The 13,116-nt window shown below is 70.3% G+C and carries 11 protein-coding genes; 4 read left to right on the top strand and 7 right to left on the bottom strand.

The window, feature by feature from the left end; translation table 11 throughout:
* Window positions 1–3 precede the first annotated feature (3 nt).
* Both ACMTAK_RS07165 and sigJ read right to left on the bottom strand, forming a co-directional pair.
* Complete coding sequence (locus tag ACMTAK_RS07165) at window positions 4–1,086, bottom strand: NAD(P)/FAD-dependent oxidoreductase (RefSeq protein WP_413805394.1); 1,083 nt, start codon at window positions 1,084–1,086, stop codon at window positions 4–6.
* 74 nt (window positions 1,087–1,160) lie between these two features.
* Window positions 1,161–2,033 (bottom strand): RNA polymerase sigma factor SigJ, encoded by an 873-nt coding sequence (gene sigJ, locus ACMTAK_RS07160; RefSeq protein ID WP_413805393.1) that lies wholly within the window; start codon window positions 2,031–2,033, stop codon window positions 1,161–1,163.
* A gap of 191 nt (window positions 2,034–2,224) precedes the next feature.
* On the opposite strand from sigJ, the gene ACMTAK_RS07155 reads away from it, so the two are divergent.
* Together ACMTAK_RS07155 and ACMTAK_RS07150 are read left to right on the top strand one after the other, a co-directional pair.
* Entirely contained in the window at window positions 2,225–3,283 is a 1,059-nt protein-coding gene (locus ACMTAK_RS07155; RefSeq protein WP_413805392.1) for a PP2C family protein-serine/threonine phosphatase, read from the top strand.
* Window positions 3,284–3,393: 110 nt separating this feature from the next.
* Window positions 3,394–6,009 (top strand): ATP-dependent Clp protease ATP-binding subunit, encoded by a 2,616-nt coding sequence (locus ACMTAK_RS07150; protein WP_413805391.1) that lies wholly within the window; start codon window positions 3,394–3,396, stop codon window positions 6,007–6,009.
* A gap of 21 nt (window positions 6,010–6,030) precedes the next feature.
* Here the strand turns inward: ACMTAK_RS07150 and ACMTAK_RS07145 are convergent, their stop codons facing one another.
* Window positions 6,031–7,056, bottom strand: coding sequence for a CapA family protein (locus ACMTAK_RS07145; protein WP_413805390.1), 1,026 nt, complete (start codon window positions 7,054–7,056; stop codon window positions 6,031–6,033).
* Here ACMTAK_RS07145 and ACMTAK_RS07140 point away from each other — a divergent pair.
* Together ACMTAK_RS07140 and ACMTAK_RS07135 are read left to right on the top strand one after the other, a co-directional pair.
* Window positions 7,055–7,192 (top strand): hypothetical protein, encoded by a 138-nt coding sequence (locus tag ACMTAK_RS07140; protein WP_413104709.1) that lies wholly within the window; start codon window positions 7,055–7,057, stop codon window positions 7,190–7,192. The two genes, ACMTAK_RS07145 and ACMTAK_RS07140, sit on opposite strands and share 2 nt — an antisense overlap.
* Before the next feature lie 353 nt (window positions 7,193–7,545).
* Window positions 7,546–8,409 (top strand): class I SAM-dependent methyltransferase, encoded by an 864-nt coding sequence (locus tag ACMTAK_RS07135; RefSeq protein ID WP_413805389.1) that lies wholly within the window; start codon window positions 7,546–7,548, stop codon window positions 8,407–8,409.
* Here ACMTAK_RS07135 and ACMTAK_RS07130 read toward each other — a convergent pair.
* The 4 genes from ACMTAK_RS07130 to ACMTAK_RS07115 form a co-directional block, all read right to left on the bottom strand.
* Complete coding sequence (locus tag ACMTAK_RS07130) at window positions 8,309–10,255, bottom strand: Xaa-Pro dipeptidyl-peptidase (protein ID WP_413805388.1); 1,947 nt, start codon at window positions 10,253–10,255, stop codon at window positions 8,309–8,311. The genes ACMTAK_RS07135 and ACMTAK_RS07130 overlap by 101 nt on opposite strands.
* Window positions 10,256–10,342: 87 nt before the next feature.
* The gene (locus ACMTAK_RS07125) at window positions 10,343–10,582 is read right to left on the bottom strand and encodes a DUF5988 family protein (protein WP_413805387.1); all 240 of its coding nucleotides are present in this window, start codon (window positions 10,580–10,582) and stop codon (window positions 10,343–10,345) included.
* Between the two features lie 18 nt (window positions 10,583–10,600).
* Window positions 10,601–11,371: an AfsR/SARP family transcriptional regulator gene (locus tag ACMTAK_RS07120; protein WP_413805386.1), complete on the bottom strand. Its 771-nt coding sequence runs from the start codon at window positions 11,369–11,371 to the stop codon at window positions 10,601–10,603.
* A gap of 727 nt (window positions 11,372–12,098) precedes the next feature.
* The gene (locus ACMTAK_RS07115) at window positions 12,099–12,911 is read right to left on the bottom strand and encodes an SAM-dependent methyltransferase (RefSeq protein ID WP_413805385.1); all 813 of its coding nucleotides are present in this window, start codon (window positions 12,909–12,911) and stop codon (window positions 12,099–12,101) included.
* Window positions 12,912–13,116 lie beyond the last annotated feature (205 nt).

The following is a 13,116-nucleotide window of genomic DNA, read 5'->3' as shown; positions in this document are numbered from 1 at the left end:
CCGTCAGCCGATCCCGGGAATGAGGGGGACGGCCCCGGGACGGCGCGCCGCCAGCCGCAGCGCCCTGACCGTGGAGCGCACCACCTGCTCCTTGGCGCGCGCGGCCGTGCCACCGCGCAGCACCGTCTCGCGCGGGGAGTCGTCCGCCCGCACCAGTTGGATCAGCCCGTCCCGGCGGCCCAGGCTCACGCACTGCGCCACGTAGCGGAAGCGCAACGGCTTGGGCTCCCGCCCACGCGTCTCGGCGATGATCGAGGAGGCGGCGTGCGAACCGGACGGGATCGCGGTGGCGCAGGCCATGCGCAGGGCACCGGCGGCCGGGGCGGTCATGGCCGCCGCGTCGCCCACCGCGTAGATCTCCGGATGGGACACCGAGCGCAAGGTGGCGTCGACGCGGACGCGGCCGCCCGGGTCGAGGGTGATCCCGGCGGCCTCGGCCAGCGCGGTGTTCGCGGTCATCGCGGTGGCCCAGACCACCGCGTCGGCGTCGATGTCCTCCGGACGGGCCACCCGGCGGCCCTCCTCGATCCGGACACCGAGCCCGGTGAGCGTCGTACGGACATGGGCGCGGCCCTTGGCCGACAGCCCCGCGCCGACCTCCTCGCCCGTGATCAGCCGGACCCTCCAGGCGTCGTGGGACTCGGCGATCTCGGCCGCGAGCTCGATGCCGGTGAGTCCCCCGCCGACCACCGTCAGCTCACCCGGGCCGTCCAGCAGCCGCTTGTGCAGTTCGGCCGCCGTCTCCGGGGTGTAGGCGCGCTCACCGGGGTCGGCGGTGCGGCTGCCGAGCGCGTACACCAGCCGGTCGTACGGGAGCCGGCGGCCGTCGTCGGTGGTGATCCGCCGGGCGGCCGGATCGATTTCGGTGGCGCGGGCGGCCACGTGGACGATCCCGGCCCGCCGGGTGAGCGCGTCGAGCGGATGCGTGATGTCGGGCCGTCCGACGGCCCGCTCGTGCAGCCGCACGCGCTCGGTGAAGGCGGGGTTCGGATCGACCAGGGTGACGCGGGTGTGCGGGGCCAGCCGCAGGGCTGCCATCAGCCCCGCATAGCCCGCGCCGAGCACTAGGACCTGCTGCTTCTCCATGTGGGCGGCCTCCTTGCCGGTCGGTGTTCACGAGGAGGACGACACGGCGGCCCGAGATGTGACGGTGATGCCGGTCACAGGTTCGGCAGGTCGAGGTGGCGGAGCTTGTCGGGGTTGGCGATCGCGTCGATCTCGGTGATCACACCCTGGTGTACGGAGAACGCGAAGACCACGGCCTGACCGCTCGCGCTGTCGACGATGACCAGGCCCGGGGCGCCGTTGACGTCGCGGTGGTGCACCAGCATCGTGGCCGGGTCGAATCCCCGGGCCAGCCGCTGGGCGAAGCGGGCCACCTTCTCGTTCCCCAGCACCGGGAGCCGGGCCGCCGCCACCTTGCCGCCGCCGTCCGAACGCCAGACGACCTCGGGATCCAGGATCTCCAGCAGCCCGTCCATGTCGCCGCCCATGACCGCTCGGAGGAACGCGTCCACGGCCCGCCGGTGCTCCTCGCGGTCGACCGAGCGCCGTGGCGCCTCCGCCCGGACCCGCTTGCGCGCGCGGGAGGCCAGCTGCCGTACGGACTCCGGGCTCCGGCCCACCACCTCGGCGATCTCGGGGAACGGCACCGAGAAGACATCGTGCAGGATGAAGGCGGTCCGCTCCGCCGGAGTCAGCCGCTCCAGCACGGTGAGCAGCGCGAGACCCACCGACTCGTCCAGCGTCACCCGGTCCTCCGGACCGCCGGCCGCCACCACCGGCTCGGGCAGCCACGGGCCGACATAACGCTCGCGCCGCACCCGCGCCGAACCCAGCAGGTCGTAGCAGATGCGGCTGATGACGGTGGTCAGATACGCGCGGGGGTCGGCCACCTCGTCCGCGGGCAGCGCCTGCCAGCGCAGCCAGGTCTCCTGCACCGCGTCATCGGCGTCGGCGACCGAGCCGGTGATGCGATACGCGACGGCCCACAGCCGGTCGCGCTGCTCTTCGAATGCGGTCAGCTCTGCCATGTCCCGATCCTCTCCTCGGCCTGAGAAGGAGGACGAGACGGCGGCCGGAAGTGTGACAGCCGCCTCCCGGGGGCGCGGTCGTGCCCCGGGCCGGCGGGTTGGCGCGGGGGCCACGGCAGGCGTAAGCAGTAGATGTGCACACGCGGCAAGGTCCCTCGGATCTGCGCCGGCCAAGGTGGCGGACCCGCTTCTTGGTCGTGATCCCCCTGCTGGTCATCGGGCTGATCACGCTCGGCGACGTGCTGGCCCCGGCAAGTGTCCGGCTCAGCCCGCTGCTGATCGCCGCCCCCGCCATGACCGCCTCGTTCGCCGGTCCGGTGCTCACCGCGTGCGTCGGGCTGCTGGCCGTCGTCGCGCAGATCGCGGCGAACGCCTCGGAGGGGTTCCTCGGCCTTCCCGGCCGCCTGACCGAGGTGATCACCCTGGCCCTGGTCTCGGCGATGATCGTGCTGTTCCGGGCGGTTCTCGACCGGCACATGCGTGAGCTGAACCGGGTGCGGGCGGTGGCCGATGTGGCGCAGCGCGTGCTGCTGCGTCCGCTCCCCGTCAGGGTCGGCCCGCTGCTGATCGCCTCGGTCTACCTCGCGGCCGAGCCGGGGGCGGAGATCGGCGGCGATCTGTACGCGGCGGCGCGCACCTCGAACGCCACCCGGCTGATCATCGGCGATGTCCGGGGCAGCGGGCTGACCGCCGTCGCGGACGCCTCCCTGGTGCTCGGCGCCTTCCGCGCGATCGCCCACTGGCCCGTACCGCTGACCGATCTGGCGTCCCACCTGGACACCGCGCTGTCCGCGGAGCGGACCGAACCCCGCGACAAGGCGCCCGGGGCGGGGGAGTCGTTCGTCACCGCCGCCGTGCTGGAGATCCCCGACGACCGGCCGGTGGTCCGCCTCGTCAACTGCGGGCATCCACCGCCGCTCCTGCTGTGTGACTCCGGGGTCAAGGCCCTGGAGGGCCAGGCGCCCGCACTGCCGCTGGGCCTCGGCCACCTGGCTGCCGGCAATTACCACACCGAGGACTTCCCGTTCGACGAGGGCGATCGGCTGCTGCTCTACACCGACGGGGTCATCGAGGCGCGGAACAGCGAGGGCACCTTCTTCCCGCTCGCCGAGCGGCTCCCCGGAGCGGACGGCGGCGGCCCCCAGTACCTCATCGACCGTCTGCGCCGCGATCTGCTCAGCCACACGGGCGGCCACCAGGGCGATGACGCCGCCCTGGTCGTCCTCGAACGCCACCGGGCGGAGCGCTGACGCACCCGGTGGCGCCGGGCGCCGCCCGGAAGCCGTGGCCGGGCCGCGGTGCCCGCCCGCGGAACCGCCCAGGAACGGACATCGGCCCCGATCGCTCGTAAACTGGTCATATGGGCAGCGGGAACGAGGGCCCGAATCAGGGCCCCGAGGACTTCGGGCCGGATCCACTCGGCGACTTCCTCGCACGCTTCCTCGGGACCGGGCCGGCCGGGCAGCGGCCCGATTCACGCCATGTCGACTTCGGCCGGCTGATGAGCGAGAACGCACGCCATCTCGTCTCGGCCGCCGCCTCCTACGCCGCCGAACACGGCAGCACCGACCTCGACACCGAACATCTGCTGCGGGCGGCGCTCTCCGCCGAGCCCACCCGCACCATGGTCTCGCGCGCCGGAGCCGACCCCGACCGGATCGCCGCGGAGATCGACCGGGAGGCGGGGGGCGGGCCGCCGCGCAACTCGGTCGCCGTCACCCCGGCCGTCAAACGTGCGCTGCTCGACGCCCATGAGATAGCCCGCTCGCGCGGCTCCTCGTACATCGGCCCCGAACACGTGCTGATCGCGCTCGCCGCCAACCGCGAGTCCACCGCCGGGCAGATCCTGGGCGCCGCCCGCTTCGAACCCCGGGCCCCCGGCCCGCCGACCGGCGGCCTCACCCCGAGCGCCCCCACGGCAGACCAGAGGCCCGTCATGGACCAGCGGAAGACCCCGAACCTCGACCGGTTCGGGCGCGACCTGACCGAACTGGCCCGCGAGGGGCGGATCGACCCGGTGATCGGCCGCGACGAGGAGATCGAGCAGAGCATCGAGGTGCTCGCCCGGCGCGGCAAGAACAACCCCGTCCTCATCGGCGAGGCCGGAGTCGGCAAGACGGCCGTCGTCGAAGGGCTCGCCCAGCGGATCACCGACGCCGATGTGCCGGACATCCTGCTCGGCCGCCGGGTCGTCCAGCTCGACATCGCGAGCGTCGTGGCCGGCACCCGCTTCCGCGGCGACTTCGAGCAGCGCGTCACCAGCATCGTCGACGAAATCCGCACCAACTCCGACGAATTGATCATCTTCATCGATGAGCTGCACACGGTGGTCGGCGCCGGCGGCGGTGGCTCCGAGGGCGGCCAGATGGACGCCAGCAACCTCCTCAAGCCCGCGCTGGCCCGCGGTGAACTGCATGTGATGGGCGCGACCACGCTCCGGGAGTACCGCCAGTACATCGAGAAGGACGCCGCGCTCGCCCGCCGCTTCCAGCCCATCATGGTCCCCGAGCCCACCTCCGCGGACGCCGTCGCCATCCTGCGCGGCCTCCGCGACCGCTACGAGGCCCATCACCAGGTCCGCTACACCGACGAGGCGCTGCTCGCCGCCGTCGAGCTCTCCGACCGCTATCTGACCGACCGTTTCCTGCCCGACAAGGCCATCGACCTCATGGACCAGGCGGGAGCCAGGGTACGGCTGCGCTCCAGCGCCCGCGGCACCGATCTGCGCGCCCTGGAGCGGGAGGTCGAGCAGCTCACCCGGGACAAGGATCAGGCCGTCGCCTCCGAGAGCTATGAACGCGCCACCTCCCTGCGGGACCGGATCGCCGAGCTGAACAACCGGATCGCGCAGGCGTCCGGAACGCAGTACCACGGCGGGCGCGTCGCCGAGGTCACCGTCGAGGACATCGCCGAGATCGTCTCCCGGCAGACCGGGATCCCCGTCTCCAGCCTCACCCAGGAGGAGCGCGAACGGCTGCTGAGCCTGGAGGAGCACCTCCACCGTCGGGTGGTCGGGCAGGAGGAGGCCGTGTCCGCCGTGGCCGACGCGGTCCTGCGCGCCCGCGCCGGACTCGCCGACCCCAACCGCCCCAGCGGCAGCTTCCTCTTCCTCGGCCCCACCGGCGTCGGCAAGACCGAACTCGCCCGCGCACTGGCCGAGGCGCTCTTCGGCAGCGAGGACCGCATGGTCCGCCTCGACATGAGCGAGTACCAGGAGAAGCACACCGTCAGCCGGCTGGTCGGCGCGCCACCCGGATACGTCGGACACGAGGAGGCCGGACAGCTCACCGAGGCGGTGCGCCGCCAGCCCTACTCGCTGCTGCTCATGGACGAGGTGGAGAAGGCCCACCCCGATGTCTTCAACATCCTGCTCCAGGTGCTCGACGACGGCAGGCTGACGGACGCCCAGGGCCGCACCATCGACTTCAAGAACACCGTCATCGTGATGACCAGCAACCTCGGCTCGGAGGCCATCACCGGCCGCGGTGGCCCCCTGGGCTTCGGCGGTGGCGGTGGCGAGGAGGCCGACGACGCGGCGCGCCGGGAGCGGGTGCTGCGCCCGCTGCGGGAGCACTTCCGGCCGGAGTTCCTCAACCGCATCGACGAGATCATCATCTTCCGCCGGCTCGCCGACGACCAGCTGCGGCAGATCGCCGATGTGCTGCTGGAGGAGACCCGGCGCCGGCTGCACGCCCAGGACGTCGGCGTGGAGTTCACCCCGGCCGCCGTCGACTGGCTGGCCAAGCACGGACACCAGCCGGAGTACGGTGCCCGGCCGCTGCGCCGTACCATCCAGCGCGAGGTCGACAATCCGCTCTCCCGGATGCTGCTCGGCGGCGAGCTGCGCGCGCACAGCCGGGTCCGGGTCGATGTGCGCGACGACCGGCTGACCTTCCACACGCGGGAGGCCGCCGACCGGACGGGTCAGCCCGGTCCGCCGGGCCACACGGAGCGGCCGGGCGGGGCGGAGCGGTAGCGCCACCCGGAGCGAGTCCGGTCAACGCCCCATGGACAGGCCGTCCTTCTTGCCTCCCCGGCTGAGCACCGCCTCCTGGATGGTGCTCAGGGCACTGGTGTAACCCGGGTTGCCGGGGCTCTTCTCCAGGGCCCGGGGAAGGTTCACCAAGGTGATCGGGTCGTTGTCCACGGCATGCGGGATGTACTCCGCCTTCTTCACCTGCCACGCCCTGCCCGGGGCGGAGGGCGGGGTGAAGGTGAAGCGCGCCGCCGAGCCCATCTGGCCCCGCTTGTCGGGCATGACCCCCGCGATCTGGTCGCCCATGCCGTAGACCACCCAGGTGCCGTTGACCTTCTCGTACGCCTGGGGGATATGGGCGTGGGTGCCGATGATCAGGTCGATGTCGCGGCGGCCGCCGTCCTTGGCGGCGGTGAGCTTCTTGGCGAGCGAGAGCTGGAGCTTGTCCGGCGCCTGCTGCCACTCGGTGCCCCAGTGCACGCTGACGACCACCACATCGGCCCCGGCGCGGCGCGCGGCCCGCGCGTCCTTGATGATCCGTGCCGGATCGATGAGGTTGACCAGCCACGGTTTGCCCTTGGGGACCGGGATGCCGTTGGTGCCGTAGGCGTAGGCGAGATGGGCCACCCTGGCGCCACCGGCCTCCATGATCGTGGGACGGACGCTCTCCGCGGCGGAACGGGCCGATCCGGCGTGCTTGAGCCCGGCCTTGTCCATGGCGTCGAGGGTGCGGACCACCCCCTCCGGCCCGGCGTCGAGGGTGTGGTTGGAGGCGGTGGAGCAGGAGTCGTAGCCGATGTCCTTCACGGCCGAGGCGAGCTGCGGAGGCGTCTTGAAGGTCGGATAGCCGGTGAAGGGCCCGTGGGTGGCCCCGTAGACGGTCTCCATATGGCAGATGGCCAGGTCGGCCTGGGCGACGATGGGCGCGGCCGCCCGGATCATGCGCCGGAAGTCATAGCTCTCACCGCCCGAGTCCGCCTTCGCCTGCCGGATCACCGAGGCGTGCGCCAGCAGATCGCCGGTGGCCACGAGGGTGAAGTTCTTCATGGACCCGCTCCTGGCCACCGCCGAGGTCTTCGAGGGCTTCGCCTCGGCCTTCGGGGCGGCCGATGTCCCGCTGCCGCACGCGGTGGCGGCGCCGAGCAGGGCGACGGCCAGGAGCGCCGTCCGATGGCGTGGGTGATGGGACACGGTGCACTCCGCACTGGTCCGGCCATGCCGGACCCTTTTGTTCTGATTGTCGGATTGTCATATTTATTGCACGACAACAGAGGGGCTAGCGGAGTGGCGGGGAGCTTCACCGGTTCGGCCGACAGGTTGCACCCGATGGGCCCGGTCAACCCCTGTCCTGAGTCCATCGATGGGACAATGCGCGCCCGCCGCGCGGCGCCGCCGCCGGGGCGGTCCCCGGACGGCCGTTCATCGGGTAACTCCGTTGTGAACAAAGGCCGTTAGCGGTATGCGCGGGGCGCGGAGCTGACACCATGGAGGTGTCGCTCGCGGCATCCGCGGTGGGACCTCGGGGGAGGACGTTCCATGCAGATCGGCCGGCCCAGCATCACCGCCCGCGGCGCGGCCGCGTTTCGCGCCGCCCACCAGGAGCTGGAGGCCGGCCGGGTGTTCTACGACCCGCTGGCGCTCCGTATTCTCGCCGCCGACGCGGACGACCCCGTCCTCGAGGCGGCCTTCCACCCCGAGCGCGAGGATGTGCGGCTGTCCGTGGCCGCCCGTGCGCGGTTCGCCGAGGACGCCGTCGCGGCAGCCGTGGCACGCGGGGTACGGCAGGCGGTGGCACTCGGGGCGGGACTGGACACCTTCGGCTGCCGCAATCCGTACGAGGCGGAGGGCCTGCGGGTGTTCGAGGTGGACCATCCCGCCACCCAGGAGTGGAAGCGCGACCGTTTGGCCGCCGCGGAGATCCCCGTACCGCCGTCACTGACCTTCGCGCCGGTGGACTTCGAGCGGCGGAGCCTGGCCGACGGGCTGACGGCGGCGGGCTTCGACCCGGCCCGCCCGGCGTTCTTCTTCTGGCTCGGAGTGGTGCCGTATCTGACGCACACCGCCGTACTGGATACGCTCGGCTTCATCGCGGCCCTGCCGGACGGCTCGGGCGTGGTCTTCGACTACGGCGAGCCGCCGGACGCGCTGCCACCGGAGCAACGTGCCGTGCACGAGGCGCGCGCGGCATGGGCCGCCGAGGCCGGAGAGCCCTTCCTCAGCTTCTTCACGCCGGACGAGCTCGCGGACGAACTGCGCCGGCTGGGCTTCTCCGCGAGGGAGGACATCCGCTACCGCGACCTCACGGCCCGGTACGAGAGCGGCCACCGCATGGCCGGGGGGTACGCGGACCTCGGCGCCCATGTGATCCACGCCTGGAGGCGGGGTTGCCCGGTACGGTGACCAGGCTGCCCCCCAGGTCCACCGTCACCTTCGCCCCCGTCGGGTCCTCGAAGTAGAGGAAGTCGGCGTCGGTGCCGCCGAGGACGAGTCCCAGCCGATGGCCCGGCTTGATCTCGTAGTCGCCCGGCAGGGTCTTCCAGGTGATCCGGTAGGACCGGCCGGGGGTGAGTGGCTCGGGGGTGGTGAGCGAGTGGCGGTTCTGGGCGTCCATCCAGCCCCGGGCGATCACCTCGGAGGATTTGCGCGCCGTCACATTGGCGGTCCGCTGGTAGCAGGCGTCGTCCTGGGCGGTGCTCTCCCCGTGGCAGGACTCCTCGTCCAGCCCCCGCAGACCGTCGTGGATCCGGTTCTGGGGTTCGTTGCGGTTCCAGTCGATCCGTTCGTCCTCGCCGTAGTCCACGAGCAGCGCGGTGAGGTTCGACGTCGGTTTGTCGAGTGTGACCCGCAGATCGGCGGTGGGTGTGCCGGACAGCCGTACCCCGGTGCGCAGCGGCGGGGTGAGGAAGGCCAGCCGGCCGGGGCGGTTCGCCGACGGGTCGGCGGTGAGATCCGCCTCGCTCAGCTTGGTGTCGGTGAAGGATGCGGTGCCGCTCGCGGGGCTCAGCGCCAGCGAGCCGTCGGGCCGGGGGTGAAGGGGCACCGAGGAGGTGCCCGCGGGCCAGTCGGCCTGGGTGGTCCAGGTGTCCGGGCCGGTCTGCAGATCGACGCGGGGCTCGTCCATGATTCCGTTCTGGACGCCGTACAGCCAGTGGTCGAACCACCGGTGCACGGTGTCGACCCACCGCGCACGCCGACCGGGCCAGTCGAATGGATCGGTGTGGCCGTAGCGGCCGAGCCACAGCTTGCGTGGCACCCCGCGCTCGGCCAGCGCACCCCACCAGTTCGCGAGCTGGTCGATCCGGATGTTGTAGTCGTTGATGTCATGCGCGGCGAGTACGCTCGCGCGCACCTTGTTCACCTCGGGCGCGGGCCGTGCGATGTAATCACGCTCATCCCAGTGGGCGTTGTAGTTGCCGGTGGCGTCGTCCTCACCGGCCTGCAACCGCTCGCGCACCGCCTGGCACTTCTGGGGCGGGTCGGTGTCCAGCGCGGTGGTCAGATACGAGGCGAAACCGCTCCAGTGCTTGGCGCCGTTGGTGCGGGCGAACTCGTACCAGGAGCTGACTCCGGAGATCGGGACGATGGTCTCCAGCCCCTCCACCCCGGTGCCCGCCACCGCGTTGGCCAGCATGCCCTCGTACGAGTGGCCGATCATGCCCACCTTGCCGGTGGACCAGGAGGCCTTCACCTCGCCGCCGTCGGCCGCGTACGCGGTGGCGCGGCCGCCCAGCCAGTCGATGGTGGCCTTGGCGGCCGCCACATCGGCGGCGCCGCCGACCGTCAGACACCCGTCGGATCCGCCGGTGCCGGTCACATCGACATCGACCACGGCGTAGCCGCGCGGTACGAAGTAATTGTCGTAGAAGAGAGGGAACTTGGCCGGGTTGCCCTGGGCGTCGTAGGTCTTGCGCTCCGACTCGAAGCCCCGGCCCACGGTGTCGTTGTACGGGCTGGACGACATGATGACCGGCACCCTGAGACCCTGCTGGGTCTCCTTGGGCCGGATGATGTCCACCGCGACCCGGTCCTTGTGGCCATCGCCGTCACTGTCGACCGGCGTTTGGACCATCAGATGCTCACGTACGGCGTCCGCGTAGGAGAACACCGGATGAGTACGGCCGTCCACCACCTTGGTGGCGGGTCTGGCGGACGTCCGGGCCGACGCGGGCCCGGCGGGCAGTGCGGCAAGGGCCGTCGACATCGTGAGCGCGGCGATCACGACCCCGCTCCATCGTGAAGTGCGCATACGGACCTCCCGGCCACGGCCCCCGCCCCGGGACCACCCGGCCGGCGGTGGCCGGTCGGCGATCCCGGGGTTCCGGAGCCATGGAGGCTACTCGGCGATTTTCGTACGCATGGTCCAGCGGAAGATCGCTGTGGTGATGTCAGCGGAATCGTTGACGAGTTCGAAGTGTTCGTATCCATTGCGGTGCTGGATTTTGAGCTTCTTGGCGGTGAGCGTCGACCGCCCGGTCCGGAATGCCCGGGGCAGATCGTCCGGTCCGCCTTCGAGGACGACCTCGATCGGATTGCCCTCGAACAGATAACCGACGTGTTCGCTCAATGTCTCCACCTCCTTACGCGGTCCTCCTCAAACGGGAACATGCAGTTCCAGTCGGTCATCCGAGGTGAGGATGGCCTGCTGCATGTCCTGTAGGGCCCGGCACGGTTCGAGCCCGAGTTCCTCATTGAGCGTCTTGCGTGCCGCTTGATACACATGCAAGGCGTCCGCCCGGCGGCCACAGCGGTAGAGCGCCAGCATCAACTGACGGTGCAGTGCCTCCCGCAAGGGATGCTCGGTGGTCAGCTGATACAGATCGCTCACCAGCTCGCGATGACGGCCGAGCATGAGCCGGGAATCCGTCAGCATCTCGATGCATTCCAGCCGGGCCTCCTTCAGCCAGGTCTGAAAGCCTTCGAGGATCGGCCCATGGCATACGTCGTCCAGCAATGGATCGCGCCAGAGATCGAGCGCGCTTTCGAAAGTCGCCGTGGCCTGCTGGTAACGCCGCTCCCGCAGATGGTCCCGGCCCTCGCATACCAGCCGCTCGAAGCAGTGGAAGTCGAGGCGGTCGTGGCCCAGTCGCAGGACATATCCCGGTGGGCGGGTGATAACGGGGCTTTCGTTCTGGTCGGGCCGGCGCAGGAACTTACGGATCTGGGAGACATACACATGAAGCCCGGCGACCGCCCGGCGCGGCGGGTCTTCTCCCCAGATCTCCGTGATGAGCTGGTCGATCGGGACCACTTGATCGGCGCGGACGAGGAGGACGGTCAGCAGGACCTCGATCTTCCGCGCCCTGATAGTTAATTTCCTCTCCTCTTCCACTACGCGGAGAGGTCCCATGATCTCATATCGCACGATGTGCCCCATCCGAGTCGCCGACGAGTGCGGTCATGGGACAGTCGGCGTCTTTGCCGGAATTGCCCGCGGGGTTGTCTGTGTGTTCTCTCGATTTCGAGGGCGGTCTGCTTCCGGAGGCGAACGCGTGTGCGGGTCGGGCTCTGGTGGTCCATGCGGATCGTCGCCCCCTCCCGTCCGGGTGGCGTGCTGGAATTGTCACGTCCCCGGAGTCCGGCGACCCCGAAGGGGATGGGAAGTGGGCGCTTGCCGAGCCGCTTGCGTGTGGAAAGTGGTCCGACCGCGCCGCACTGGTCGGGGACGGTCGGTGCCGCCGGATCCACTGACGCACGCCGTTCGCGACTGCCATTACTCACCCCTCTTTTGTTGCGGACCTGCCGAGGAATCAGAGGATGGACGAGATCGACGCCTTCGGCAGGTGCCCCACATCGTAAGCGAGTCCTATGACTACCCACCTCACCTAGAATCCGGATATACGCGCCCTCGAGGCGGCGTCCTCGACGGTGCGGAGCGGGTATTCGCAATACGGTCCGGAAGATCGGAGTCCGGATATCCGGCACTTGAGGTGTTGCAGTCCGCGAAAGAGAATACGCGGATCACATCGGCCGGGACAAGCGCATCTTGCGAGATCATGGGCCCCTTGGCGCCGCTTTGATGAGGAGCGGAGAATTCCGTCTGCGCGGGACCCATGAAGGGTTCTCGAATAAACGTCAGGTTTGCCGCCCATTCAGGGCTTGTGGGCCACCACTATGGCACAGCCGGCGCTGGGCACGGTGGGCAGCGCCGACTTGGCGGCGTCCAGCACCTCCTGCACGCTGACCCCGTGGCGCGCCTCGAACTCCCGGCGACAGCGCAGGATGCCGTCGATCATGCGGTTGGCGGTGTCCTTGGTGTTCTCGGTGACATCGGTCAGCTCATCGAGCACCAGCCCGGCGTCACCGACCAGGCCGGGCCAGTCCTCCAGCCGGGTCAGCGAGGTGACCACGGCGGGATCGTCGTCCGGCTGATAACTGCCGTCGCTCGGCGGGGTGACATCCGTGAGCACCACCCGGCCTCCCGGCCGCAGCACACGGGCCATCTCCCGCAGCGCCGTCGGACGGTCCATGTGATTGATCGATTCGAATGCGAGTACGGCGTCGAAAGCCGCGTCGTCGAAAGGCATCGCCATGGCGTCGGCGTATTGGAATGCCACCCGGCCGGACAGCTCGGCCAGCCGGGCCGATTCGGTCGCCTGTTTGACCTGGAGCTCGCTGATCGTGACGCCCAGGACGTTGGCGCCGGTGGCGGACGCCAGCCGCATCGCCGGTTTCCCGATACCACAGCCGACATCCAGCACCCGGTCTCCCGGCCCCACCCGCAGCCGTTCGATCAGCAGATCCGTGAAGCGATCGGTGGCCTCTTGCACCGAACGGGTATCGGACGGACCGTCCCAGTAGCCGAAGTGGAAGTTGTCGTCCCACGCCATCTGCAGAAGCGGGCCCAGCGAGCTGTAGTAGTCCGACACCGTGCCGCCCGGTGGCACGGCCGAGGGAGAGGTCATGGCACTCCTCCTGTGTGCTCGAAAGATCGGGTCGGCCCAGGGCACATAAGGGCTCACCCGCTCAAGCGATCGTCCGGGGTTCCGGTAACGCGTCTCTAAAGTCACCGGCCGTGGCCTATTTGGTCTTGCTTTAGAACCGCGCCCCACGATGGGCCACGTGCTCGCACCGATCATCAATCCGGAGCGGGAGTGCCGCCCATGACCA

The organism is Streptomyces lacaronensis, from assembly GCF_047337785.1.
In the GTDB taxonomy this organism is placed as follows: Bacteria; Actinomycetota; Actinomycetes; order Streptomycetales; family Streptomycetaceae; genus Streptomyces; species Streptomyces lycopersici.
Note: the sequence above shows the minus strand (reverse complement) of the source record. Positions and strands in the feature narration are given on the sequence as shown.